Raw genomic sequence first — 26,357 nt, forward strand, 5'->3', positions numbered from 1 at the left:
TGTCTCAGCCCTTCAGCCCGGAGGTCGCCATGCCCTGCACGAGATAGCGCTGGAAGACGAAGAAGAACAGCACGATCGGCAGCACGGAGATCACCGACATGGCGAACATCGGCCCGTACGCGGAGGTGCTGCCCTGGTCGACGAAACTGCGCAGGGCCAGGGTGATCGTCGACTTCTCCGGCGAGAACAGATAGATCATCTGCGTGAAGAAGTCGTTCCACGTCCAGATGAACGTGAAGATGGCCGTGGTGATCAGCGCCGGACGGCTGAGCGGCAGCGTGATCGCCCAGTAGGTTCGGAACGGGCCGCAGCCGTCGATCCGCGCCGACTCCTCCAGCTCCCGCGGAAGGCCCCGCATGAACTGCACGATGAGGAACACGAAGAACGCCTCGGTGGCGAGGAACTTCGGCAGGATCAGCGGCCAGAACGTGTCCGTGAGGCCGAGCCGGTTGAAGATGATGTATTGCGGGATCAGTACGACGTGGTGCGGCAGCATCAGCGTCGCCACCATGAAGCCGAACATCGGCCTGCTCATCCGGAACCGCAGCCGCGCGAACGCGTACGCGGCCAGTGAGCAGGACAGCACATTGCCGAGGACGGAACCCCCGGCGATGAGCAGGGAGTTGCCGAGCAGCCGGCTCACCGGGATGCCCGACACCCCTTCGAGGGCGGTCGTGTAGTTGCCCCACTCCAGGCGGCTCGGCCACAGGTCGAGGCTGGCGATGACCTCGTCGGCCGGCTTCAGCGACGTGGCGAGCAGCCAGGCCAGCGGGTACAGCAGCACCAGCAGGCACACGGAGGCGATGGTGTGCGGCACCCACCGCTTCGCGGCGATGTTCATTTGCCCTCCTCGTCCGCGTAGAAGACCCAGGACCGGGACGTCCGGAAGAGGATCAGGGTGACCACGCCGATCGCGATCAGCAGCAGCCAGGCCATCGCCGAGGCGTAGCCCATGTGCGAGGCCGTGAAGCCGCGCTCGTACAGGTACAGCGTGTAGAACAGCGTCGAGTCCGCGGGGCCGCCCTCGCCGCCGCTGACGGCGAACGCGGGCGTGAACACCTGGAAGGAGTTGATGACTTCGAGGACCAGGTTGAAGAAGACGACCGGGGACAGCATCGGGACGGTCACCGACACGAACTGCCGCCAGCGGCCCGCCCCGTCCAGCGCCGCCGCCTCGTACAGATCGGGCGAGATCTGCTGCAGCCCCGCCAGGAAGATCACCATGGGCGCGCCGAACTGCCACACCGTCAGCAGCACGATCACGTACACCGACAGATCGGCGTTGCCGACCCAGCCGCCCGTGTGGATGCCGATCGAGCCGAGGGCGCGGGAGACGGTCCCGCCGTCGTTGAACAGCGCCCGCCACACCAGGGCGATGGACATGCTCGCCCCGAGCAGCGACGGGGCGTAGAACGCCGAGCGGTAGAAGGCCCGGCCCCGGCCGAGGTTCTTCAGGAGCATGGCCACACCGAGGGCGAGCCCCAGCTTCAGCGGGACGGCCACGACGACGTACAGCATCGTGGTGCCGACCGAGCGCCAGTAGCGTGGGTCGTCGGTGAGCATGTCGGCGTAGTTGCGCAGGCCGATCCACTTCGGCGCGTCGAAGAGGTTGTAGTCCGTGAACGACAGATACAGCGACACAGCCATGGGTACGAGCGTCAGCACGGCCGCGCCGATCATCCACGGCGTCAGGAACACATAGGCGGGCCACTGCTTCTCGCGCACCCGGCGGACCCGGCCGCCGGAGGCCGGCCCCTCGGAGTCGTGGTGTGCGGGGGCGGGCGCCTTGGTGGTGAGTGCGCTCATGACCTCAGCTCCTTGTTGGCCGCGTCGATGAGTTCGCGCGCCGCCTGCCGGGGCGTGGCCCTGCCGTAGATCATGCGCTGGTGCACGCGGGTGAACGTGGGCTGGATCGCCAGGTCGGCGGGCGGCGGGGCGGTCGGCGGAGCGTCGAGGCCGTACTTCTCCATCGTCTGCGCGTACCGGAAGATCTCCAGCTCGGTGCCCTCGAGCGTCCTGCCGACGCGGGCCGCGATCGTCCGGTTCGGCGGGGTGGACCGGGAGAACCCGAGAATGTCTCCCGCGCGTGTGTCATTGAGCAGGAAGTCCACCAGCTGGGCGGCCTCCTTGGGGTGTGCGGAGTGCGCGCCGATGCCGAGGAGCATGCTCGGTTTGAAGTACGCGCCCTGCCTGCCGTCGGTCGTGGGCACGGGCGCGTAGTGCACCTGCTCGCCGAGCAGGTCGACATAGCCGGGGAAGGGCGCGTCCCACGTGAAGTCGGACGCGGCGAGACGGCGGCCCATCGGGGACATCTCGGTGTTCGTCGCCTGCACGGTGTCACGGGGTTCGGCGATGGCGCCGTCCCTGCGGAGGCGGTCGTAGAGCGTCCAGAACTCGGTGAGGTCGTCCTCCGTGAAGGCGAGTTCGGTCTGGCTCTTGTAGAGCTTGCCGCCGCGACCGCGCAGCCAGTCCTCGAAGATGTCCTCGTTGCCGCCGCCGTCGTTGGCGCCGCGCAATGGCCGCCCGTCGGGGGACTTCAGGCCGAGCGCGGTGACCTTCCTGTTGGTGTCGGCCCACTCCTGCCAGGTCCAGTCGGGGCGGGGCGTGCCGATCCCGGCCTGCTTGAAGATCTTCGAGTCGTAGGCGAAACCCGTGATGCCACGGCCCATCGGAAGGGCGAACTGGCCGCCGCGGTACGTGCCGGTGCGCAGGAAGGTGTGGTCCATGTCGGACGTGTCGATGGTGCCGCGTTCGATGGCATCGTCCAGTGACATCAGCGCGTCACCGCCGGCGTACTGGGACACCTGCCGGTAGTCGAGCTGCACCACGTCGGGGACGCCGCCGCCCGCGGCCTGCGTCGCCAACTTCTGCAGATAGGCGCCGAATTCGCCGTTGGACGTGCGGACGGTGACGCCGGGGTGCTCCTTCTCGAAGAGGCGTACCGCCTTCTCGGTGCGCGCGGCGCGGTCGTCATTGCCCCACCAGGAGAACGTGAGGGTGACACCGCGCGATGTGCCGCCGCTCGCGGTGGAACAGCCGGACAGCGTGCCGGTCAGCGCGGCGCCGACCCCGGCGGCCGCGGTGGTCAGGACGGCCCGGCGGCTGGGGTGGGGGCGCGGGCCGCTTCGGGACTCGGGCATGAGGGACCTCTCGGTGAGGCAGGCGTGTGGGGCACCGTGGGCGGCGCGCAGCGGTCGCGGCGCGCTTCGACGACGGCAGATTCCAACGTTGTAACCAGTGGGTGTCATCGCGGTCAACCCTCTGGCGCAGATGAACTCGGACCGGCCCCAGGGCTGTGAACGGCGGGCGCCACATGCATAATCGGAGAGAACCAGGTGAGGGGAGTCGAGCGGTGGCAGCAGTGACGCTCAAGGACGTCGCCGAGCGGGCGGGGGTGTCGATCAAAACGGTTTCCAACGTTGTACGGGACGCGCCACGGGTGTCGGACAGCACACGGACCCGCGTGATGCGTGCCGTACAGGAACTCGGATACCGGCCCAACCCCTCGGCCCGTCGGCTGCGGACCGGACGCAGCGGCCTGATCGCCCTCGCCGTCCCCGACCTCGCGACGCCCTATTTCGCGGAACTCGCCCACCACGTACGCATGGAGGCCGCGGCCCTCGGCTTCACCGTCCTCATCGAGGAGACCCTCGGTGACACCAAGGAGGAACTCCGCCTCGCGACCGGCGTCGGCGCGTCCCTCCTGGACGGTGTGATCCTCTCGCCGCTGCATGTCTCACCGGACGAACTGGCGCCCGTCACCGACCAGTTCCCCCTCGTTCTGCTCGGCGAGCGCAGCTACGAGGGCGACCGGGTGGTGGCGGACCACGTCCTCATCGACAACGTGGCGGCCGCCCGCGAGGCCACCGCACACCTGGCGGGCCTCGGCCGCACCCGCATCGCCGCGATCGGCGTCGACAAGGCCGGCTCCGCGACCAGCCGCCAACGCCTGGAGGGCTTCCAGCAGGCGCTGCACGACGCGGGCCTGACCTACGACCCGCGCCTCGCGCCCCAGATCAAGGACTTCGACCGCCGCAACGGCCTCCTGGCGATGCGCACTCTGACCGAACTCCCCGAGGAGCAGCGCCCGGACGCCGTCTTCTGCTTCAGCGACCTGCTGGCCGTCGGCGCCCGGCGCGCCCTGCACGAGGCGGGCCTGAGCATCCCCGACGACGTGGCCCTGGCCGGTGTCGACGGTTCGGAGGAGGCCCGCTACGGCACTCCTTCGCTGACCTCAGTGGTCCCGGACAAGTCGGCGATCGCCGCACTGGCGGTGAAGTGTCTGGCCGACCGGGTCCGCGCGCAGGAGCCCCCGCCGTTCGAGGTGCATGTGGCGCCGCACTGGCTGGAGGTGCGGGAGTCCAGCGGCGGCGAGCGGGAGCCGCTGGACCCCTGAGCGGCTGCCCCCGCCGGTGGTTCAGCCCTCGAAGGACGCCGCCAGAATCTCCTGCACCCGCGCCCCGTTCGACGCGATGTGATGCCGCGCCTCCCATTGCGCACGCTCCGCGTCGCCCGCGCGGATCGCCGCCATCAGCGGTTCGTGCTCGCCGAGCAGCCTGCGCGGGTTCTCGTTCTCGCGTTCGTGGGCGGACAACGCCATGAGGTAGAAGCGCAGTTCACGGGTGAGCCCGGCGTAGAACGCGTCGAGACGCGCGTTGCCGAGCGTCGCCACGATCGCCCCGTGGAAGGCCAGGTCGGCGGCCACGATGTCGGCGCGCCGCAGTGAGGCCGTGACCGTGACGAGGTGTTCGTACGCCGCCTCCACGGACGCCAGTTGAGCCGCGCCGAGGGGCGCCGCGAGGGCTGCCGCCTCCAGATGTTCGCGCGCCGTGTAGAGCTCGTCGACGCTGCGCGGCGTGGGGGAGATGACCACCGCCCCGCGATTGGCCTGGAACCGGATCAGGCCGCCGTGCTCGAGGAGCCGGACGGCCTCGCGCACCGTGTTGCGGGCGATGCCGAGCTCGGCGGCGATGGCGCTCTCGCGCAGCCGCTCGCCCGGCCGGAACGACCCGGCGAGGATCCGCTCCGACAGCCCGTCGGCGATCTGCTGCGCGGTCGTGGTCCGCTGGGCCACCAGCCCCTCAAGTGCCGTCATGGGCGTCATCGTAGCCATCCCGCGACCTCTGGTGCCGAACAGTAGAACTGTTCTACAGTTGCGCACTGCTTCGGCCGATCACGGCCCGTCGCCTGCGTGACCCACTGAACCGATGCGGCAGGAGGGCCCTCAACAGTGCGGACAACTCGCGAGAACGACAGGATCGATCCGGGCAGGGGTGACGGCACGGTCCCGGAGCAGCGACCGCCCTCCGACGCGCCCCGCACCCTCAGGCAGCGCCACGTCCGGATGATCGCCCTCGGCGGCATCGTCGGCGCCAGCCTCTTCGTCGGCAGCGGCGCCGTCATCCACACCGTAGGACCAGCCAGCATCCTGTCCTACGCGCTCGGCGGCGTCCTGGTCATCCTTGTCATGCGGATGCTCGGCGAGATGGCGACGGCCGCACCGACCCTCGGCTCGTTCATGGAGTACGCGAGGACCTCGCTCGGCGGCTGGGCCGGATACACCATCGGCTGGCTGTACTGGTACTTCTGGGTCGGCGTCGTCGCCTTCGAGGCGGTCGCGGGCGCCAAGCTGCTGATGCTGTGGATACCCGGCGTACCTCAGTGGCTCCTCTCGCTCGTCCTGATGACACTGCTGACGGCCACGAACCTGGTGTCGACCCGCTCGTTCGGCGAGACCGAGTTCTGGCTGGCCTCCATCAAGGTCGTCACCATCGTCGTGTTCCTCGTCGCGGGCACCCTCTTCGTCCTCGGACTGTGGCCGGACGCGACGCTGTCCGTGGGCAATGTCGCCCTCGACGGCTTCGCCCCGCACGGCCTCTCGGCCATCCTGCACGGCGTCGTCCTCGTGATCTTCTCCTACGTCGGCACCGAGATCGTTACCATCGCCGCCGCCGAGTCCGACGACCCGGTGAAGTCCGTCGTGAAGGCGACCTCGTCCACGGTGTGGCGGGTCATCATCTTCTACGTCGGGTCCGTCACCCTGCTGGTGATGATGACGCCGTGGGACCGGATCCCGGTCGAGACCAGCCCGTACGCGGCCGCCTTCGGCAAGATGGGCGTCCCCGCCGCGACGACCGTCATCAACGTCGTGGTCCTCACCTCCGTCCTCTCCGTCCTCAACTCCGGTCTCTACACGGCCTCGCGGATGCTCTTCGCCCTCCAGCGCAACCAGTGGGCACCCCGCTGGGTCGCCCACCGCAGCCGCAAGGGCACCCCCTGGAAGGCCATCCTGGCCTGCACGTCCGTCGGATACGTGGCCGTCGCCATGAGCTATGTCGCCCCGGACACCATCTTCAACTTCATCATCAACTCGGCGGGCGCCGTCGGCCTGTTCGTCTACGCGATCATCGCCGGCTCGCAGCTGCGCATGCGGCGACAGCTGGAACGCGAGGCCCCGGAACGGCTCAAGCTGCGCATGTGGGCCTACCCGTACCTGAGTTGGGCCACTCTCGCCGCCATCATCGTCGTCCTGAGCTCGATGCTCCTGGTCCCCGACGCACGCTCGCAGCTCTACCTCAGCGTCCTGAGCCTGGCCGCGATCCTCGTCACCTACGTGCTCGTACGGTCCCGGCGACACGCCGGCACCACACACTGACACCCCCACCCCTTACGGAGAACCCCATGGCCCAGGAGAACCCGCCCGTCCTGTCGGGGCCCGCCCTGTGGAGCGCGCAGGCCCACCTCCCGTCCGTCCTCGGCCGCCAGCTGACCATCGAACGCGCCGAAGGCAGCTACCTGTACGCCACGGACGGCCGCCGCCTCTTCGACGGCACCGCCGGACTGTGGCACGCCAACGTCGGTCATTCGCGCCCTGAACTCGCCGACGCCGCCCACGACCAGATGAGGCGCCTGGAGACGTACCACGTCTTCGGCCGCTACCTGAACGACCGCGCGGTGGCCCTCGGCGAACGCCTCGCCGGCCTGTCACCCATCGACGACCCCAAAGTCATCCTGGGCAGTGGTGGCAGCGACGCCATCGACGTCGCCTGCAAGCTCGCCCGCAGGCACTGGCAGCAGGCGGGCCGCGCGGACAAGACCGTGATCCTCAGCCGCGAGTACGCCTACCACGGCCTGCACGCCTACGGCACGAGCATCGCGGGCCTCGAATTCAACCGGACCGGCTACGGCACCGAGTCCCTGGTCCCGGAGACCGCGCGCGTCTCCACGGACGACATCGACGCGGTCGAACGCACCGTACGGGAGATCGGACCGGAACACATCGCGGCGATCGTCGCCGAACCCGTCCAGGGCACCGGCGGTGTCATCCCGCCCGCGCCCGGCTACCTCGAAGGCCTGCAACGCATCTGCCGCGAACACGACATCCTGCTGATCATCGACGAGGTGATCACCGGATTCGGGCGCACGGGCCACATGTTCGCGACCCAGCGCTACGGCCTGACACCCGACCTGATCACCTTCGCCAAGGGCGTCACCTCCGGCTACGCCCCGCTCGGCGGAGTCCTCGTCGCCCCGCACATCTGGCAGCCGTTCTACCGGGACGCCGACGACACACCCGTGTTCCGGCACGGCCTCACCTACTCCGGACACGCCACCTCCTGCGCCGTGGCCCTGCGCAACCTCGACATCCTCGACGAGGAGAAGCTGGTGCCCCGGGTCGCCGACCTCGAGCAGGTACTCGCCGACGAGCTGCGGGTCCTGAACACCCGGGAGTCCGTCGTCGAGACACGGGTCGCGGGGCTGCTCGGCGGTGTTGCCCTCGTCGACGACATCAGCGCGGAGGCGGTCACCGACGAACTCGTCGAGCACGGCTACGTCACCCGCCCGCTGCGCGGCAACACCGTGCAGATCAGCCCGCCGTTCATCACCACCGACGAGGAACTGCGCGGGCTCGTCGCCGCCATCGGCACGGTCCTCGCGACACACGAAGGCCGGTGACGCGATGCCGACAGCGAACGAGCAGCCCTCCGGTGGCCTGGTCGAGTCCCGCTCGATCGACGTGGTGCCCGACGAGGAACGCCACGGCACCGCCTTCAGCCAGTTCACCCTGTGGGTGGGCGCGAACCTCCAGATCACGGCCGTCGTCACCGGCGCGCTGGCGGTCGTCCTCGGTGCGACCGCGTTCTGGGCGGTCATCGGGCTCCTCGTCGGGAACCTGCTCGGCGGCGCGGTAATGGCCCTGCACTCGGCGCAGGGCCCCCGCCTCGGCCTCCCGCAAATGATCTCCTCGCGGGCCCAGTTCGGGGTCCGCGGCGCCGTGGTCCCCCTGGTCCTGGCCGTCTTCATGTTCATCGGCTGCACCGCGAGCGGCACCGTCCTCGCGGGCGAGGCGGTCGGCGAACTCACCCACCTGGGCCCCGTCGCGGGCATCCTCATCTTCACGGCCGTCACCGCCGTGGCCGCCGCCGTCGGCTACCGCCTCATCCACTTCCTGGGCCGCCTCGCCGGAATCGTGTGCGGCGTCGCGTTCGTCTACCTCGGCGTACGCCTCCTGCAACACGACGACATGGGCACGGTCCTCGCTGACCACAGTTTCGCCCTCCCGGCGTTCCTGCTCGCGGTGTCGCTCTCGGCGTCCTGGCAGCTCTCCTTCGGCCCGTACGTCGCCGACTACTCGCGCTACCTTCCGCGGTCGACCTCGGCCCGCGCCACGTTCGGCTGGACGCTGGCCGGGACCGCGCTCGGCGCCCAATGGTCGATGGCCTTTGGCGCCCTCGCCGCAGCGGCCGCGGGGGAGGCCTTTGTCGGCCATGAGGTGACGTACGTGGTGTCACTCGGCGGCGCGGGCCTGATGGCGGCGGCGCTCTACTTCGTCATCGCCCTCGGCAAACTGACCGTCACCGTCCTCAACACGTACGGCGCGTTCATGTCGACCGTGACGAGTGTGACCGGGATGCGGCGGCGGGGCGCGGTGCCCTACCGGCTCTCGCCGCGCGGGCGGGTCGGCTACATCTCCGCGATCATCGTGGTGGGCGCCGTCCTCGCCCTGGCGGGGCGCGGGAACTTCCTCAACACGTTCTCGACGTTCCTTCTGATCGTGCTGGCCTTCTTCACCCCGTGGAGCGCGGTGAACCTCGCCGACTACTACCTCGTCGCGAAGGAGCGCTACGACATCCCGGCCCTCAACGACCCCGACGGCCGCTACGGTTCCTGGCGGGCCCCCGCCCTGGTGTCGTACGCAGTGGGCCTCGTCGTGCAACTCCCGTTCATGGCGACGGACCTGTTCACCGGCCCCTTCGTCGCCCCGCTCGGCGGCGCCGACATCTCATGGATCGTGGGCCTGACACTGCCGGGAGCCCTGTACTGGTTCCTGGCCCGCCGCGAACGGCACCGGGTCCCGGACCGGATGATCTATCCGGAGGAGGTGGTGCCGGCGCCGGCCTCCCGTGGAGCGACGGAGGTGCCTGCTTAGCCCGGATCTGGTTGAACCGCCCCGGCGGCAAGCGCGACCGCGTCCACCGCCAGCGCGCCGTCCGGAGCGACCCGGACCGGGTTGAGCTCGACCTCGGTGATGTCGTCGCGGGAGGCGATCACCTCGGACACGGTGACGACGATGTCCACGAGGGCCTCTACGTCGACCGGGCGGCCACCGCGCCAGCCGTGCAGCAGCGGCGCCATCCGCAGGCCGCGCACCATGGTGTGTGCGGTGGCCCGGGAACAGGGCGCGAGTTCGAGGGCCAGGTCGCGGGAGAGTTCGGCGCGGACGCCGCCCGCGCCGACCACCACGACCGGGCCGAACGATGCGTCCCGCCGGGCGGCGACGAGCACCTCCACGGCGTCCGCGCGCCGGTCCATCTCCTCGACCACGTAGCGGTGCGGGCCGAGGCGCTCGACCATGTCGAGGTACGCGGCCCGCAGCGCGCCCGGGTCCCAGAGCCCGGTCGCCACACCCCCGTGCTCGGTCTTGTGCTCCAGCCAGTCCGCCTTGAGCACGACGGGCGCCGAGAGGGCGGCCGCCGCGGCCACCGGGTCACGGGTGCCCGGCCCTATCTCCGCTGCCCGGGGGAACGGCACACCTGCCTCGCCCAGCAGCCGGCGGGCGGCCAGGTATCCCGTGCCGACGGGAGGGCCGACCGGCGCCGGGCGTGGCGATGTGCGGCGAGGCCGTCGTGTCAGGCGGTGCGCCGTCGCCACAGCCCGCAGCGCCCGCTCGACGTCGGTGAACGTCGGCACCCCGGAGGCCTCCAACTCCCGCAACACAGCGGTGTGTTCGGCCATCGAGTGCACCACGACGGGCAGCGCCCGGTCCGCGGCGAGGCGGCCGAGCGCACGCGCCGCGGCGGACTCAGCAGACGCCTGCGCGGGGATGTCCCGCCCGTAGCTGCCGAAGTACCCGCTGAGCACGACCGTGTCGGCGACGGACGCGTCCGCCAGGCACGCGGGCACCGAGGCGTACGTCGACAGGTCCCGCTCACCCGCGCCGTCGAGGTCGACGGGGTTCGCCCGCCCGGCGCCCGGCGGCAGATGGCGCGCGAGGTCCCTCCGTACGGCGGGCGGGAACTCCGTGACCTCCAGGCCGAGCCGCGCGGCGGTGTCCGCGGCGACGGCGCCCTGCCCGCCGCTGTCTGCCACGATCGCCACACGCGGCCCGCGGACGGGGGCTGCCCGGAGCACCAGGTGCGCGGTGTCGACGAGGTGGGCCGGTGTGTCGACGCGGACGGCGCCGACCGCGCGGCAGGCCGCGTCCACCACGTCGAGCGAGGAGGTCATGGCGCCGGTGTGCGAACGTGCGGCCTGGCGCGCCGCGGAGCTGGCGCCGACGGTGAGCAGCAGCACCGGTTTGCCCGCCTCGCGCAGCGCGGCGAGGGCTTCGAGGAGCGGCCCGCCGTCGCCGTAGCTCTCCAGGTAGAGGGCGACGGCGCGCGTGGTGTCGTGGTCGACGAGATCGGCGAGCACCTCGGCGGCGCCGACATCGAGCTGGCTGCCCACGGACACGAAGCGCGAGACACCGACGCCGGCCGCCGCGGCCAACTGGGCGATCTCCAGGCCGACCTGGCCGCTCTGCGAGACGACCGCAAGCGAGCCCGCGGTGAACCGGCCCCAGGCCAGCTCCAGTTCGGCCGACGCGTCGTACAGGCCCAGGCAGTTCGGGCCCACCAGACGGGAGCCGCCGGCCCTGACGGTCCGGGCGAGCGCGGCGGGGTCCTCGACGCCGGAGGTGACGGCGAGCAGCCCCGCGGCCCCGAGGCCGACCGCGTGCTCCACACCGGCGGTGAGTGCGGCCGCGGGCACGGCGAAGGCGACCAGGTCGGGGACCTCGGGCAGGGCGTCGAGAGAGGGGTGGCTCGGCTGCCCGAGGACCCTCCCGCCGCGCGCGTTGACGAGATGCACCCGGCGCCGGTGCCGCCCGGCGAGGGCACCGCGCGCGAGCCAGTGGCCCCACTTGGCGGGATTGTCGGTGGCGCCGACCACGGCGACGGAACGCGGGGCGCGGAACACATCGAGCGTCCGACGGGGCGTCATGATGCCGCGAGTGCGCGGGAGATGATGAGCCGCTGGATGTCGGACGTGCCTTCCTCGATCTCCTCCAGCTTGGCGTCCCGCAGCCACTTCTCGGCGAGGAACTCCTGCGAGTAGCCGTTGCCGCCCAGCGTCTGCACGGCGGCCCATGTCGCGAACATGGCGTTCTCCGATCCGACCAGCTTCGCCGTTGCCGCCTCGGAGGTCACCTTGAGGCCCCGGTCGTGCAGGCGCGCCGCGCGCATCGTCAGCAGGTGTGCGGTGTCCGCGCGGGTGGCCATGTCGGCGAGGCGGAAGGCCACCGACTGATGCTCGATGATCGGCACCCCGAACTGCACCCGCTCGCGCGCGTAGTGCACGGCCAGGTCGAGCGCCGCCCGGCACAAGCCCGTGCAGGACGCGCCGATCAGGATCCGGGAGGCGTCGAAGGTCCGCATCAGGCCCGAGAATCCCTGCCCCTCCTCGCCGAGCCGGTCGGCGACCGGGACCCGTACACCGTCGAGGAACACCTCCGCGTTGACGATGGCGCGCTGCCCCATCTTGCGCATCGGCCGACCGACGGAGAGCCCCGGTGTGTCCCGGTCGACGACGAACGCCGTGACACCACGGGAACGCAACTGCGGGTCGACCGTCGCGAACACCACGAACCGGCTCGCGTAGGGCGCGTTGGAGATCCACGTCTTCTGCCCGCTGAGCACGTAGTGGTCGCCCTCGCGCACGGCACGTGTGCGGATGCCTGCCGCGTCCGAACCGTGGTCGGGCTCCGTGACGGCGAGCGCGGTCAGCGGCGGGGCGGAGGCGGTGAGCGGGCGCAGCCACCGCTCCTTCTGCGCGTCGGTGCCGAGGGCGAGGACCGGGTCCGCGAAGAAGCCGTTGGACGTCAGCAGATTGCCGATGCCGATGTCACCGTGGCACAGCTCCTCCTGAACGAGCGCCTGGGTGGCCAGATCGGTGACACCGCCACCGCCGTACTCGGCCGGGATCATGAAGTCCGTGAGGCCCGCCGCCGCGGCCTTCTTCCACAGGTCGAGCGGCGACTCGACGGCGGCGTCGTCGACCGCGCGGGCCCGCGGCCGGATCTCCGTGGCGGCGAAGTCACGGGCCAGGCGGACGAACTCCCGCTGTTCTTCAGTCAGTTCCGAGGGGTCGGGCACGGGGAGGGGCACGGCGGACTCCTGTGTCGACGGTCGGTCAGTCGGTTAGTCGGTCGGTGGACGGACGGTGGACGGTGGCGCGGCAGACCGCCGTGTCACCGTGGGACGGCCTCCTGTGGGGGAGTGGTGGGTACCTCCTCGCCCCCGCGGGCCGAGCGGTCGAAGAACTCCGGGGCCACACGTGCCTGGACGAGCATCAGCAGCCAGCCCAGCAGCAGCATGCCGACACCGATGAGGAAGACACCACCGATGTGCCAGTGCGGCGCGAACGGCAGCGTCCAGGAGGTGTAACTGTTCGCCGGGTCCCAGTCGTTGCGCAGGCTCCACAGCCCGGCGGCCAGCAGCACCAGGCCGCCGATCGCGGGCAGTACGACCCGCAGCCACAGATCCCCTGCACTGCGCCGCCACTGGTCCCGGTACGCCCAGGCCGAGGTCAGCCCGGTGAGGCCGTAGTAGAAAGCGATCATCAATCCGCAGGATGACACCGCGTCGCCGATCACCTGGCCGTCGCTGAGGAAGTTCATCACGATGTAGCAGACCGCGCCCGCGAGCCCCGTGGCGATGGTGCCGTACTGCGGGATCGCGTACCGCGGATGCACCTTCCCGAGGGCCCGCGGGGCGGCGCCGCGCCGCCCCATCGCCAGCATCGTGCGCCCCAGCGTGAGGACGGTCGTCTCGGTCGAGGCCGCCGCCGACGACAGCACCATCAGGACCAGCAGATGCCACAGGAGGGACCCGAGCCCGCTGTCACCGAAGACGGCGCGGCCGATGGCCGAGAACACGTCGCCGAAGTTGTCGGGATTGCCGAGGCCGATCCCCGTCGTACCGATGCCGGCGAACGCCAGCGTCGCGACGGTCGCCACCAGATAGAGCCCGAGGAGTGTCAGCGTGGACCAGGCGGCCGCCCTGCCGGGTGTGCGGTGCCGGTCGGTGGTCTCCTCGTTGACGGTGAGCGCCGTCTCCCACCCCCAGTAGATGAACAGCATCAGCACAAGGCCGCTGACGAAGGCGCTCGGCGACGGGATCTCGAAGGGGTTCAGCCACGACAGTTGAGGATGATGTGCTCCAGGGCCGGCGCTCCCGCTGTAGACACGCACCAGCGCGACCACGGAGAGCATGGCCAGCATCCCGAACTCCAAGAACAGCAGGGCGCGTTGCACGGCCGCCGCCACCTCGATGCCGCGATAGCAGACGGCGCTCATCAGGCCGATCCAGCCGAGCCCCACGAGCAGCACCCACGGGCTCGACGGATCCGCGCCGATGCCCTCGGCGCCGCAGAGGATGAACACGTACTGGCCCGCGACCTGCGCCAGGCTGGCGAGGACCAGGACGAACGAGGCGATGATGGCCCAGCCGCCCATGAAGCCGACGCGCGGGCCGAGCACCCGGCTCGCCCAGGTGAAGATCGTGCCGCAGTCCGGCTCCTGACGGTTGAGCGCCCCGTAGCCGAAGGACACGAACAGGATCGGGACGAAGGCCAGCACGACGATCGACGGCGCCTGGAAGCCGACGAACGCCACGATGAACGCGAGCGTCGCCGCGAGGCTGTACGCGGGGGCGGCCGACGCGACCGACAGGATCAGACTCGTCGTCATGCCGAGCGCGTTGGCGCGCAGACCCTGTCGGGGCGCGTCACTGGAAGGTTCTTCGGCGGTGGTGCGTGGGATGTCCGGCACGGTCGAACTCCCTGTCCGGGGTAGGAGGATCGCAATACTGATGCGAGGCTCAATGATGCGCTCGACGCCGGGCGTGTCAAGGGTTCCGGACAGCTTCGACCGCAACATTGACTCACTGATCAGTCTTGCGACATGCTCTCGTGTCATGTGGGAACAGACCGAAATGAACCTGGTCGAGACCGAGGTCGTCATCGTCGGCGGCGGCTACGCCGGGCTCGCCGCGGCCCTCCGACTCCACGACCACGGCACCGACTTCGCCGTCGTCGAGGCGTCCGACCGGGTCGGCGGCCGGGTCCTCACCGAGTCCCGCGCCAGTGGCCCGCGCATCGACCACGGCGGGCAGTGGATCGGTCCCACCCAGACCCGGCTGCACGCCCTCGCCACCCGCTTCGGCTGCGCCACCTTCCCGACCTGGGAGACCGGCAAGCACATCGAGGTGTGGCAGGACGGCAGCACCGTCCCCTACCTAGGGGCGGCGCCCGCCGACGGTCCCGGCATCGCCGCGTACACACACATCACCGAGGCCCTCGACACCCTCGCCAGGGCCGTGAACACCACCGAACCCTGGCGCACCCCCGGCTTCGCCGAATGGGACGCCCAGACCGCGCAGTCCTACTTCCGCGCACACACCGACGACCCGGACGCGCTGCGCCGCCTCGCGCTCGCCGTCCAAGGTGTGTGGTGCGCGGAGCCGTACGAGATCTCGCTGTTCCACGTGCTCTTCTACGTCGCCGCGGCCGGTGGCTGGGAGCAGCTCATGGAGACGGGCGGCTGCGCCCAGGACAGCCGGTTCGTCACCGGCGCCGCGGCACCGGCCCGCGCGGTCGCCGGACTGCTCGGCGACCGGATCCGCCTCTCCTCCCCGGTCCGCAGGATCGAGCACGACGCCGACGGCGTACGCGTCCACACCGCCGACACCGTGTACGAGGCCCGCCGCGCGGTCGTCGCCCTCCCGCCGCCCGCGGTCCGCGCCGTCTCCTTCGCCCCAACTCTCCCGGTGAGCAGGGAGGGCTGGCTCTCGCACAGCCCGATGGGCCGCGTCGCCAAGGTCCACGCGGTGTACGACACTCCGTTCTGGCGCGCGGCGGGCCTGTCCGGCATCGCCACGCTGTACGACGACGGGCCGCTCGGCGTCGTCTTCGACAACTCGCCGCCGGACGCCGCACAGGGCGTGCTCGTCGGCTTCGTCTACGGCGACCGGCTCACCGACTGGAGCCGCCTCGACGCCGCCGCCCGCCGCGAGGCCGTCCTCGCGAGCCTCGCCCGCGTCGTCGGAGACACAGCGGCCCGCCCCCTCGACTACACCGAGAGGAACTGGTCCCAGGACCCGTACGCACGCGGCGGATACGAGGCCTACGCGACCCCCGGGGCCTGGACCGGCTACGCGCGGGACGGCTGGCGCACACCCACCGGGACGCTGCACTGGGCCGGCACCGAGACGGCTAGTGTGTGGAACGGCTACATCGACGGCGCGCTCTCCTCGGGGACGCGCGCCGCCGACGAGGTCATCACGTCACTCTCGGCGCAAGCGGAAGGCTGATCCGGCATGGGCCCCGACAGCGAGGTCGAGGACACGCTCGTCGAGCGGGCCCGCCAGGTCGTCCTGTGCGCGCCCATGAGTCAGCGGGAGTTCGCGGACCGCGTCGGCATGGACCCCACGGCCCTGTCCAAGGCGCTGCGCGGCAACCGCCGGCTGCGGGACGGCGAGATCGCCGCCATCGCCCAGGTCGGCAAGGTGTCGCAGCGCTACCTGCGGACCGGCGTCGGCCGCCCGCCCGCACCCCGCGACGGCGCGAACGGCACGGGGGCCACCCGTAGGCGCGCCGACGCCGTGGACGCCGAACTGCGCCGCACGCAGATCCTGGAGGCCACGGCCCGGCTCATCGCCCGCCGCGGCTTTCACAAGGTCCGCGTCGCCGACATCGCCGAGGCATGCGGCACCAGCACCGGCACCGTGCACTACCACTTCCCGACGAAGGACGACGCGCTGCGCGCCGCGCTCGTCTTCTACGCGGACCGCTTCCACGCCCGCCTGGACGCCGAGTTCGCGACCGCCGGCACCACCGTCGAGAAGCTGCGCCGGCTGATCGAGGTGCAGTTGACGACCACCGAGGAGGACGCCGACGAGTGGTCGGTGTGGGTGCAGTCGTGGAACGAGGCGATCCTCGACCCGAGCCTGCGCGACGGCCAGCGCGGTGTGTACGCCCGCTGGCGCGGCGTCGTCCTCGACCTGGTGCGCACCTGCCAGCGCGAGGGCATGGCCGAGGGCGTCGACGCGCGGGCGCTGGCCGCGCGCTTCACCGGCCTCGTCGACGGCCTGGCCATCCAGGCCCTCGCGGGAACGGGCGACATGGACGCGGCGCGGATGCGCGAACTGCTCCTGGACGCGTTCGAGCCCTACATCAGCCTGCGGAAGGGCAGTTGAGCGACAGTTGAACGGCAGTCGAGCGGCAGGCGAGCCGCCGTCGAGCGCGCCGTTCGCACGTGGGTTCGGGAGCAATCTCCAAGATCTGCAATCGGGCCGATCCGAGGTCTTCCGTGCCGGTAGGGGTTCAACGATAGTGATGCATCGCGGAATTGATCTTCCGCAATGCAGAATGTCCGCCCATGTAGGAGTGCCCCATGGCGCACGCCAACGTCAATCTCGCACGCCGCGCAGGCCGTCTCCTGCGCACCAGTCTCTTCGCCCAAGTACTGCTCGCCCTGCTGCTCGGCGTCCTCGTGGGACGCCTGTGGCCGGACGTCGGATCGTCCCTGCAGCCCCTCGGCGACGGCTTCGTCCGGCTCATCAAGGCGATGATCGCGCCCCTGGTGTTCTGCGTCGTCGTCGCGGGCATCACCAAGGCCGGTGACCTGAAGGCCTTCGGCCGGATCGGCGTCAAGGCGCTCATCTGGTTCGAGGTCGCCACCACCCTCGCCCTCGTCATCGGGCTGCTCGCCGGCAACCTCCTGGTGCCCGGCGCCGGCATGAACGTCGACCCCGCCACCCTCGACAAGGGCGCGGTCGACGAGCAGACCGGCGGCGGACACCTTCCGTCCACCACCCAGTTCATCCTGGAGTCGCTCCCCGACAGCGCGGTCGGCGCCTTCGCCGAGAACTCCCTGCTCCAAGTCCTCGTCCTGGCCTGCCTCGTGGGCGCCGCGCTGCTCCACCTCGGGCAGAGCAAGGTCCCGCAGATCCTGCCGTTCATCGAGCAGGCCCAGGACGTCGTGTTCACCATCGTCGGCTACATCATGAAGCTCGCCCCGCTCGCGGTCTTCGGAGCCACGGCACACCTCGTCGGCGAATACGGCGTGGGTGCGATGTCGACGTACGGAAAGCTCATCGCCGTCTGCTACGGCGTGGCCCTGCTCTTCCTGCTGCTGCTCGGCCTCGCCCTCAAGGCGGTCACCGGCCTCAGCCTGTGGAAGTTCGTCCGCTACACCCGCGAGGAACTGCTGCTCGCCCTCGGCACCGGGTCCAGCGAGACCGTGATGCCGCGCATGATGCAGAAGCTGCGCGCGGCGGGCTGCCGGGACGACGCGGTCGGGCTCGTCCTGCCGACCGGGTACTCCTTCAACCTCGACGGCGCCTCCATCTACCTGTCCATCGGCACCCTCTTCATCGCCCAGGCCGTCGGTGTCGACCTCACCCTCGGGCAGCAGGTCACGGTCGTCCTCGTGCTCATGCTGACCAGCAAGGGCATGGCGGGCGTGCCCGGTTCGGCGTTCCTCGCGCTGTCCGCGACCGCCTCCGCCCTCGGTGTCATCCCGGCCGCCGCCGTCGCGCTGCTGCTCGGCGTCGACCGGATCATGGACTCGATGCGCGTCGCCACCAACTTGCTCGGCAACTGCGTCGCTGTGTTCGCGGTGTCCCGCTGGGAAGGGGCCCTCGACCGGGTCACCGCGAAGCGGGTGATGAACGGCGAGGAACCCGGGGCGGCGCCCGCCAACATGACGAAGGACGCGGCGCCCGCCACCGAAGCGACGCCCACCAAGGAGGCCGCGCCCGCCAAGGACAGCTGACGCCCCGACAACTGGGCGCGACTCACTGACCGACCCCGACCGACACTCCGGCCCACGCATCCCCAACGGTGCGTGGGCCGGAGTGTCGGTCCACTCATCCCGGAAAATCGCCCAGATAGCGATATCGGCGGCAATCCATAGCGTTACGGAATCATCACATCATCGCGCTCATGGAGGTCCATGCACGGGGCAGGCGAAAAGTGAGAAGTCGAGGAAAGGAAGCCACCGATGCTGATCGTGGCTCTTTTGCTCCTGCCGGCCATGGGACTCCTCTTGCTCGGCATGGACCGCATAGAAGACCGGATGGGTGGTGTGTCCCGCCCAGGATCCGGTGACCGTCGACTGAGTCACCTCCGTCTCGTCCGGGGCGACCATCAGAGCGACCCGGAAGCGAACGCGACCAGAAGGACCGACCGCGAGGCCGCCTGAGGGTGCGACACACTCAGCCCGCTCGCCCGGGCCGCCACACCGCGACCCCCAGCACCGAGTCCGCCATGCCGTAGTACAGGAACCAGGCGTCGCGGAACCTCACCAACCCCTCGGTGAACACCACATGATTGACCTGGCCGTCCTGTTCGTCCGCCGACGTCGGCACCAGGAACGGCCGTTCCAGCCTGGCCACCGCCCTGGTCGGGTCGGCCGGGTCGATGAGGAGCTGGCCGGTCGAGTACTGGCCCTTGGGGTACCCGCCCTTGCCGTCCGAGCGGGCGTTGTAGACGAGCAGGATGTGTCCGTCGTCGGTGCGCAGCGGCGGCGGACCCGGCTCGATCAGGGACCCCTCCCAGGGGTGCACGGGCCTCGCCACCGGATCGTCGTTCCCGACGGTCTCCCAGTGGATCAGGTCCTTCGACCGCGCCCAGAAGACGTTGGACTCACCGAAGTACATCCAGTACGTGCCGTCGATCGGGGTGCTGAGTATGGCACCCGCCTTGTTCCACGGCTTGTCACCATGGATCGGGTCGTGCAGCTCGGGGAAGAGCGGCCCGTGCTTCTCCCAGCGCACCAGGTCCTTCGAGGTCGCAAGGCACAGCAGCGCGCTAGTCCCGTCGTACCCGGTGTACGTCAGGTAGAAGGTGTCACCGACCCGCACCACCCGCGGATCCTCGCACCCACCGGGCAGCTCGTACGGCTCGCTCGGCGTGAGCACCGGCTCTGCCCTGCGCTCGAACGTGATGCCGTCGTCGCTCCAGGCGAGCCCGATGCTGGACCTCTTCGCCTTGTTCTGCGCCCGGTACAGCAGGGCGATCCTGCCACCCACCACGAGGGCGCACGGGTTGTAGAGATACGCCGACTCCCACTCGTGCGACGGCTCGGGCCGCAGAATCGGATTCGCGTCGCTCTTGGTGAACGGACCCATCGGGAAGGTCGCCGGCCCACGCGGGAACCGCTCGGCCGCGGGTGCGGCGGCGGCACTTCCCACGCCGGCGACCGACCCGGTGAGCGCTGCACCGGCCACGGTCACCGAGGCCTTCAGCATGCCGCGGCGGCTGTGTGCCTGGCGGTCGTTGTCCTCCATGTCGAGTGACCTCCTGGTCGTCGAATGTTCGGAGTCTTCGAGTGTTCGGAGCCGTCGAGTGTTCGGAAGGAAAGGGGCCCCGCGGACACTCCCGCGGGGCCCCGTCGTACACATGCCGCGTACTCAGTCCCGCCCGGCCGCCAACCGCACCGTCAGGATCTGGAACGGCCGCAGCCGCAGCCGCACCCCGTCGTCCGTGACCTCGCACGCGGGTTCGTCAGCGGCGCGCGGGCGCTCCAGGAGGTCCGTGGCCGTCGCCGACACGAGGCGGAAGCCGGGGGACAGCAGAGCGGTGGCGCGGGCGCCCTGGGACTCGTACAGGCGCACCACGACATCGCCCGAGCGGTCGTCGGCCAGCTTGACCGTCTCGACCACCACCGCCGGGTTGTCGACGGCCACCAGCGGAGCCACCTCCGCCGACCCGGACACCGAACGCTCCGGCAGGTTGAGGTGGTAGCCCTCACGGACCGCGTCGTCGACGTCCGCGCTGATCAGCAGGGCGTAGCGCAGCCGGTGCGTGCCCTGGTCGGTGTCGGGGTCGGGGAAGCGCGGCGCACGCGCCAGGGACAGCCGGACCGTCGTCGTGGTGCCACCGTCCTCGCGGACATCACGCGTGACGTCATGCCCGTACGTCGAGTCGTTGACCAGGGCCGCACCCCAGTCCCGCTCGCCGACGTGCAGGAAGCGGTGCGCGCACACCTCGAACTTCGCCGCGTCCCAGCTGGTGTTGGTGTGCGTGGGCCGCTCGACGTGCCCGAACGGCACCTGCGCCGTGGAGTGCCCGGCCCGCACGTCCAGCGGGAACGCGGCCTTGAGCAGCTTCTCCGTCTCGTGCCAGTCGAGGACCGTGTCGACGTCCAGCCGCCGGGCGCCCGGCGCCAGCGCGAGGGTCTGCTCGATGCGCGACTCCCCGAAGACACGCACCACGCGGACGCCGCCGTCCACGACGGTCACCGACTCCGCCGCCGTCAGATCCGTGACGGTGTTGCGGTAGAAGGCGTCCAGGTCCCAGGCGTCCCACTGGTTCGGGAAGTCCTGGTGCAACTGGAGGAGGTTCGCCACCGCGCCCGGCGGCAGCGCCTCGCGCTCGCCCTTGATGTCGTACGCAGAGGTGACCAGCCCCCGCTCGTCGATCACGATCCGGACCAGGCCGTTGTCCAGGACGTACCCGCCGTCCCGGGGCTGCGGCTCGACCGTGACCGCCGTCGGCTCGCGGCGCACCGTCGCCCCCAGTGCGGCGGCGCCGGCGCGGGCGTGCGGGGCCGCGTTGAAGACGACCCGCGAGCCGTCGTCGGAGGCCGGCCCCGCCAGCGCACTCTGCGCCGAAGCAATCAACTCGCCCAGCTCGGCGGCCACCTGACGGTACGTCTCCTCCGCCTCCCGGTGCACCCACGCGATCGACGTGCCCGGCAGGATGTCGTGGAACTGGTGCAGCAGCACCGTCTTCCACAGCCGGTCGAGCGCCTCGTACGGATACGCCACCCCAGTGCGCAGCGCCGCCGTCGCCGCCCACAACTCGGCCTCCCGCAGCAGGTGTTCACTGCGCCTGTTGCCCTGCTTGGTCGCGATCTGACTGGTGAGCGTGCCCCGGTGGAACTCCAGGTACAGCTCGCCCACCCACACCGGCGCGTCCGGATACTCCTCATGGGCCTTGGCGAAGAAGTCACCCGGCTTCTCGATCTCGACCCGCGCCGAACCCTCCAGGTCCTTGAGCCGCTCGGCGCGCGCCAGCATCTCCCGGGTCGGGCCGCCCCCACCGTCTCCGTACCCGAACGGGGCGAGCGAACGATTGGCGGCGCCCTTGTCCTGGAAGTTGCGCACACTGTGCGCCACCTCGGCGCCCGACAGATCACTGTTGTACGTGTCGACCGGCGGGAAGTGGCTGAAGATGCGGGTCCCGTCGATGCCCTCCCACCAGAACGTGTGGTGGGGGAACTTGTTCGTGGTGTTCCACGAGATCTTCTGCGTCAGGAACCAGCGCACCCCCGCCAGCTTCATCAGCTGCGGCATCGCCGCGTTGTAGCCGAAGGTGTCCGGCAGCCACATGTCCTCGGTCTCCACCCCGAACTCGTCGAGATAGAACCGCTTTCCGTGGATGAACTGGCGGGCCAGCGCCTCACCCCCGGTGATGTTGGTGTCCGGCTCCACCCACAGGCTGCCCGTCGGCACGAACTGCCCCGTCTTCGCCTTCTCCTGCGCCCGCTCGTACACCTCGGGCCGGTGCTCCTTGAGCCAGGCCAGCTGCTGCGCCTGGGACATCACGAAGCGGAACTCGGGGTGCTCGTCCATGAGTTGGGTGACATTGGAGACGGTGCGGGCGACCTTGCGCACGGTCTCGCGCAGCGGCCACAGCCACGCCGTGTCGATGTGGGCGTGCCCGATCGCCGAGACGCGGTGCTCACCGTCGGTGGCCGAGGAGGCGAGGGCCGGGGTCAGGATGGCGCGCGCGGCGGCCGCGGTGCCGCTGATGTCCTGGAGGTCCACGGCGTCGAGCGCCGAGGACAGGGCCCGCAGGATCTGCCAGCGGCGCGGCGACTGCTCGGGCAGCTCCCGCATCAGCTGGTCGAGGACCTCCATGTCATGGACGAGGTCGTAGACCTCCGCGTCGAAGACCGCCAGGTCGAGGCGGCGCAGCCGGTAGATCGGCTCACCGTTCGAGGCACCCTCCTCGTCCAGCCACGGGGCACGGCCGCCCAGCGGTGTGATGGCGAAGCTGCGGTCCTCGGGCCCCGAGTGCATGACGAGCGGGTTCGCGGCCGCCTCGACGTAGCACACGAACTCCTCGCCACCGACGGCCGTTTCGGCCACCGGGAGCCACGTGTTGCGCGGATTGAGCGCCTTCACGGCCGTGCCGTCGGGCCGGTACGCCAGGCCCTCGGCGGAGAAGCCCGGCTCGGTGGTGCCGAAGCCGAGGTCGACGACGGCCTCCACACGGCGGCCGGCCCACTCCTCGGGGACGCGGCCGCTCACCTTGAACCAGCTGGTGGTCCAGGCGGGCCCCCAGGAGCCCCCCACTTCCACGGGCCGGTAGTCGGCGGCCAGTCCCTCGGCCACCGGCACCGGCTCGCCCGGCACCTGCCAGATCCCGATCTCCAGGGGGACGGAGGTGGCGTGGACGGCGGGCCGGATGCGTTCGTCGAGGACGCGCCGGAGGCGGTGCTGGACGATGTCGCGGTCGGAGTGCACAGAACACCTTTCGGAGAGCGTTGAACAGGACTGCACGGGGCGGGAGTCGGCCCACCCCGACGGGGCGGACTCAGCCCTTGAGGGCGCCGCCGAGGGCGAAACCGCCGCCCAGCTTGCGGGTCAGCAGCAGGTACAGCATCACCACGGGCAGCGTGTACACCAGGGAGAACGCGGCCAGCTGCCCGTACTGCGTCTGGTCATGGGCACTGAGGAACGTGAACACACTCACCGACGCCGGCAGCTTCTCCGGCGACAGGAGCAGCACGAACGGCACGAAGAAGTTGCCCCACATGCTGATGAAGGTGAACACGGTGACGACGGTGACACCCGGCCACATCAGCGGCAGCACCACACGGCCGAGGGACTGCATGGCGTTCGCGCCGTCGATCCGCGCGGCCTCCTCCAGGACGATCGGCACACCGTCCATGAAGTTCTTCATCAGCCAGATCCCGATCGGCAGCGCCGAGGCCGCCAGGAACAGCGTCGTAGCGAACATCGAGTCGATCAGCTCGACCTGTACGAACATGCTGTACACGGGGATCATCACGGCGGTGATGGGCAGCCCGGTGGTGAACAGGACGGTGTACAGGAACGGGCGGCGCAGCCGGGAGCGGTAGCGCGAGAGCGGATACGCGGCCAGGATCGACGCGACCACGCACAGCAGCGTCGCCCCGCCGCACAGCAGCAGCCCATTGAGCAGCGGCCGGTACGTCGTCTCGGCGTTCAGGATCGCGTGGAAGTTGTCCAGCGTCGGCGGCGCGGGCACGCTCAGCTCGAAGCTGGCCGTCGAGCTGAACGACGCGAACACCATCCACACCAGCGGCAGCACGAACAGCAGGCTGATCACCAGCAGGACGGCATTGACGGCGACACGTCCGGGACGGATCCGGCGGCGGGCCGTGTGCGCCTGTGGAGCCGGGCGGGCGCCGCCCTCGGCGCGGCCGGTGTCGGCGGCGGGCAGCAGATCGGCGGTGGCCATCAGTCCTCCTCCACCTTGAGCAGCTTCAGATACACGACGGAGAACAGCGCGCCCACGACCAGCAGCACCAGCGCGATCGCCGTGCCGTAGCCGATCATGCTGTTCTGGAACGCCTGCTGGTACATGAACACCGGCAGGGTCTGGCTCTTGTTGCCGGGGCCGCCGCGCGTCATGGCGTAGATCAGCCCGAAGACGGAGAGCGTCTGGAGGGTGATCAGCATCAGGTTCGTCATGATGGTGCGGCGGATGACCGGCAGCGTCACGTGCCACAGCTGGTGCCACACACCCGCACCGTCCATCTCCGCGGCCTCGACCAGTTCGCGCGGCACCTCGTTGAGGGCGGCCGAGTAGACCATCATCGAGAACGCGGTGCCGCGCCACACATTGGCGAGACACACCGCGAGGATCGGCAGGGTGTACAGCCAGTTCTGCTGCGGCAGGCCCAGGAAGCCGAGGACGTCGTTGAGCGAGCCCTGCTTGTAGAAGAACGCGTACATCAGATAGCCGGCGACGACCTCGGGCAGCACCCAGGCGGCGATCACGACACCGTTGGTGAGTGTGCGCAGCGGCTTGGTGGCCTTCTCCGCCATCACCGCGAGGCTCAGGCCGAGGGTGTTCTGCCCGATGACGGCGGAGCCGACGACGAACACCAGGGTCAGCCACAGGGCGTTGAGGAAGTTCGGATCGTCGAGCGCCCGCGTGAAGTTGTCCAGGCCGACGAAGTTCGTCTCGGCGGCCCCGGTCAGCTGGGCGTCGGTGAACGCGTCGTAGACGCAGTACAGGATCGGTCCGGCGAGGAACACGGCCAGCAGGACGATCGACGGCAGCATCGGCATACCACGCAGGAGGGACCGACTCACGGCGGTGCGTCCTGCCGCGCGCCCACCGGGGGCGGCGGCGCCGGCGGTGGCGACAGCGGACTTCATCGCGTGCCCTTGACGGTGGCATCGGGACCGACGGCCGTACCCAGGTCCTGGTCATAGGTCTTGGCGGCCTCGCTCACCGATGCCTGCTCGGTGGTCACGGACTCCATGGCCTTGGTGACGGCGTTCGAGACCTGCGGGTACTTCGGCAGCGCCGGGCGGAAGTGGGTGTACTTCACGAGGTCGGTGAAGAACTTGTTGGTCGGCGTGGCATTGAGGTACTTCGGGTCGGCGGCGACGTCGGTGCGCACGGCGGTCGTGGACTCGATGATGTTCCACTTCACCGAGTTCTCCTTGTTCTTGATCGCCTTGACGAACTGCCAGGCCAGATCGGGGTTCTTGGCCTTCGACGGGATCGACCAGGCCCAGCCGCCCGACATACTGACCTTGCCGGGCGCCTGGCCGTTCTGGGTCGGCATGGCGGCGGGCTTCATCGTCTTCGACCAGTCGGGCCACGGGCTCGGCCCGGTCTTCAGCCAGCTGTTGGCCATCCACGAACCGTCGATGTTCATGGCGATCTTGCTCTTCGGCATCAGCTTCGTGCCGACCTCGGTACCCGCGTTGGGGCCGAGCGCGGTGGACTTGTCGAGCCCCAGGTCCTCGTCGTACACGGTGTGCACGAACTTCAGCGCGTCCTTGAAGCCCTGCGAGCCGACGACCCACTTCTTCTTCTTGGCGTCGTACAGGGAGTCCCCGGCGGCATCGGTCCCGTACAGCAGCATCTCGAAGCCCTGCATGGTGGACTGCTCGCCACCGGCCTGCCCGGTGTACAGGTTCATCGGGATGACACCCGGCAGCTTCTTCTTCAGGGTGCGCGCCGTGTCGAGGAGTTCTTCCCAACTCTTCGGCTGCCAGGGCGTCTTGATGCCCGCCTTCTTCAGCAGCTTCTCGTTGTACCAGATGCCTCGGGTGTCGGTGTCGTCCGGGACGCCGTACGTCTTGCCGTCGGTGGGGGAGGAGACGGCGGACGTGGCGGCCTTCGCGAACTTGCCCCAGTCCGACCACTTGGACACGTAGTCGTCGAGCGGCTTGAGGTAGCCGCTGGCGATGTCGGAGTTGATGAGCGCGGTGTCCTCGTAGACCAGGTCCGGTGCGGTCGAGGGCGAGCGCATCATCAGCTGGATCTTCGTGTAGTAGTCGTTCTCGGAGGCCGTGACCGGAACGATCTGGACCTTCTTGCCCGGGTGGGCCTTCTCGAACAACTGCTTCATCGAGGCCAGAAATTTCTGCTGCTTGTGGTCGTTCTGGTCCAGGTGCTGCCAGTAGACGACCTTGATCGAGTCGCCTCCGACGGAGGATCCGGAACCACCGCAAGCGGTTGCGGACAACGTTGTCGCGATGGTGACCGCGAGGGCGGCGAGAAGCTTCTTGCGCAAGGGGTTCCTCCAGGAGGTGGCGGCTCGGCGCCCGGCGTGGGGGCGCTCAACTGCAGGCGGTGCC

General features: G+C 70.1%; 19 protein-coding genes. 7 read left to right on the plus strand and 12 right to left on the minus strand.

The window, feature by feature from the left end:
• Nucleotides 1-4: 4 nt before the first annotated feature.
• Genes ACFV9W_RS11210 through ACFV9W_RS11220 form a run of 3 tightly spaced genes read right to left on the minus strand, consistent with a single transcriptional unit; the run spans nt 5 to nt 3,140 of the window.
• Nucleotides 5-841, minus strand: a complete 837-nt coding sequence (locus ACFV9W_RS11210) for a carbohydrate ABC transporter permease (protein WP_385758059.1) — start codon at nt 839-841, stop codon at nt 5-7.
• Nucleotides 838-1,806 carry a carbohydrate ABC transporter permease gene (locus tag ACFV9W_RS11215; RefSeq protein WP_385758062.1) on the minus strand — a complete coding sequence of 323 codons (969 nt, stop codon included), beginning with the start codon at nt 1,804-1,806 and terminating at the stop codon, nt 838-840. The genes ACFV9W_RS11210 and ACFV9W_RS11215 overlap by 4 nt, the downstream gene beginning before the upstream one ends.
• The gene (locus ACFV9W_RS11220) at nt 1,803-3,140 is read right to left on the minus strand and encodes an ABC transporter substrate-binding protein (protein WP_385758065.1); all 1,338 of its coding nucleotides are present in this window, start codon (nt 3,138-3,140) and stop codon (nt 1,803-1,805) included. Before ACFV9W_RS11220 ends, ACFV9W_RS11215 begins: the two co-directional genes overlap by 4 nt.
• Nucleotides 3,141-3,352: 212 nt before the next feature.
• Here ACFV9W_RS11220 and ACFV9W_RS11225 point away from each other — a divergent pair, with 212 nt between their 5' ends.
• The gene (locus ACFV9W_RS11225) at nt 3,353-4,396 is read left to right on the plus strand and encodes a LacI family DNA-binding transcriptional regulator (protein WP_385758067.1); all 1,044 of its coding nucleotides are present in this window, start codon (nt 3,353-3,355) and stop codon (nt 4,394-4,396) included.
• Nucleotides 4,397-4,417: 21 nt separating this feature from the next.
• On the opposite strand, the gene ACFV9W_RS11230 is transcribed toward ACFV9W_RS11225, so the two are convergent.
• Nucleotides 4,418-5,095 (minus strand): GntR family transcriptional regulator, encoded by a 678-nt coding sequence (locus ACFV9W_RS11230; protein WP_385758070.1) that lies wholly within the window; start codon nt 5,093-5,095, stop codon nt 4,418-4,420.
• A gap of 135 nt (nt 5,096-5,230) precedes the next feature.
• Between ACFV9W_RS11230 and ACFV9W_RS11235 the strand changes: the two genes are divergently transcribed.
• Genes ACFV9W_RS11235 through ACFV9W_RS11245 form a run of 3 tightly spaced genes read left to right on the plus strand, consistent with a single transcriptional unit; the run spans nt 5,231 to nt 9,430 of the window.
• On the plus strand, nt 5,231-6,655 hold the full coding sequence (locus ACFV9W_RS11235) for an amino acid permease (RefSeq protein ID WP_385758072.1): 1,425 nt from the start codon (nt 5,231-5,233) through the stop codon (nt 6,653-6,655).
• A gap of 26 nt (nt 6,656-6,681) precedes the next feature.
• Nucleotides 6,682-7,956, plus strand: coding sequence for an aspartate aminotransferase family protein (locus ACFV9W_RS11240; RefSeq protein ID WP_385758074.1), 1,275 nt, complete (start codon nt 6,682-6,684; stop codon nt 7,954-7,956).
• Between the two features lie 4 nt (nt 7,957-7,960).
• Nucleotides 7,961-9,430, plus strand: a complete 1,470-nt coding sequence (locus tag ACFV9W_RS11245; protein ID WP_385758076.1) for a purine-cytosine permease family protein — start codon at nt 7,961-7,963, stop codon at nt 9,428-9,430.
• Here ACFV9W_RS11245 and ACFV9W_RS11250 read toward each other — a convergent pair.
• From ACFV9W_RS11250 to ACFV9W_RS11260, 3 genes are all read right to left on the minus strand, one after another.
• Nucleotides 9,427-11,481 carry an acetate--CoA ligase family protein gene (locus ACFV9W_RS11250; protein WP_385758079.1) on the minus strand — a complete coding sequence of 685 codons (2,055 nt, stop codon included), beginning with the start codon at nt 11,479-11,481 and terminating at the stop codon, nt 9,427-9,429. The genes ACFV9W_RS11245 and ACFV9W_RS11250 overlap by 4 nt on opposite strands.
• Nucleotides 11,478-12,644, minus strand: a complete 1,167-nt coding sequence (locus tag ACFV9W_RS11255) for an acyl-CoA dehydrogenase family protein (protein ID WP_385758081.1) — start codon at nt 12,642-12,644, stop codon at nt 11,478-11,480. The genes ACFV9W_RS11250 and ACFV9W_RS11255 overlap by 4 nt, the downstream gene beginning before the upstream one ends.
• A gap of 83 nt (nt 12,645-12,727) precedes the next feature.
• Entirely contained in the window at nt 12,728-14,308 is a 1,581-nt protein-coding gene (locus tag ACFV9W_RS11260; RefSeq protein WP_385758084.1) for an APC family permease, read from the minus strand.
• 145 nt (nt 14,309-14,453) lie between these two features.
• On the opposite strand from ACFV9W_RS11260, the gene ACFV9W_RS11265 reads away from it, so the two are divergent.
• The 3 genes from ACFV9W_RS11265 (at nt 14,454) to ACFV9W_RS11275 (ending at nt 18,313) form a co-directional block, all read left to right on the plus strand.
• Nucleotides 14,454-15,848: a flavin monoamine oxidase family protein gene (locus tag ACFV9W_RS11265; RefSeq protein ID WP_385758086.1), complete on the plus strand. Its 1,395-nt coding sequence runs from the start codon at nt 14,454-14,456 to the stop codon at nt 15,846-15,848.
• Nucleotides 15,849-15,854: 6 nt separating this feature from the next.
• Nucleotides 15,855-16,733, plus strand: coding sequence for a TetR family transcriptional regulator C-terminal domain-containing protein (locus tag ACFV9W_RS11270; RefSeq protein ID WP_385758089.1), 879 nt, complete (start codon nt 15,855-15,857; stop codon nt 16,731-16,733).
• A gap of 197 nt (nt 16,734-16,930) precedes the next feature.
• Nucleotides 16,931-18,313, plus strand: a complete 1,383-nt coding sequence (locus tag ACFV9W_RS11275) for a cation:dicarboxylate symporter family transporter (RefSeq protein WP_385758092.1) — start codon at nt 16,931-16,933, stop codon at nt 18,311-18,313.
• 442 nt (nt 18,314-18,755) lie between these two features.
• On the opposite strand, the gene ACFV9W_RS11280 is transcribed toward ACFV9W_RS11275, so the two are convergent.
• From ACFV9W_RS11280 to ACFV9W_RS11300, 5 genes are all read right to left on the minus strand, one after another.
• Nucleotides 18,756-19,829 (minus strand): glycoside hydrolase family 130 protein, encoded by a 1,074-nt coding sequence (locus ACFV9W_RS11280; RefSeq protein ID WP_385758096.1) that lies wholly within the window; start codon nt 19,827-19,829, stop codon nt 18,756-18,758.
• Between the two features lie 123 nt (nt 19,830-19,952).
• Nucleotides 19,953-23,015, minus strand: a complete 3,063-nt coding sequence (locus tag ACFV9W_RS11285) for an alpha-mannosidase (RefSeq protein WP_385758098.1) — start codon at nt 23,013-23,015, stop codon at nt 19,953-19,955.
• A gap of 70 nt (nt 23,016-23,085) precedes the next feature.
• Entirely contained in the window at nt 23,086-23,994 is a 909-nt protein-coding gene (locus ACFV9W_RS11290) for a carbohydrate ABC transporter permease (protein ID WP_385758101.1), read from the minus strand.
• Entirely contained in the window at nt 23,994-24,920 is a 927-nt protein-coding gene (locus ACFV9W_RS11295; protein ID WP_385758104.1) for a carbohydrate ABC transporter permease, read from the minus strand. Before ACFV9W_RS11295 ends, ACFV9W_RS11290 begins: the two co-directional genes overlap by 1 nt.
• A complete protein-coding gene (locus ACFV9W_RS11300) occupies nt 24,917-26,293 on the minus strand; it encodes an extracellular solute-binding protein (RefSeq protein ID WP_385758107.1) in 1,377 nt (458 codons plus the stop codon). Before ACFV9W_RS11300 ends, ACFV9W_RS11295 begins: the two co-directional genes overlap by 4 nt.
• Nucleotides 26,294-26,357: the final 64 nt, after the last annotated feature.

Origin of the sequence: Streptomyces sp. NPDC059897, from assembly GCF_042730865.1 — a bacterium.
In the GTDB taxonomy this organism is placed as follows: domain Bacteria; phylum Actinomycetota; class Actinomycetes; order Streptomycetales; family Streptomycetaceae; genus Streptomyces.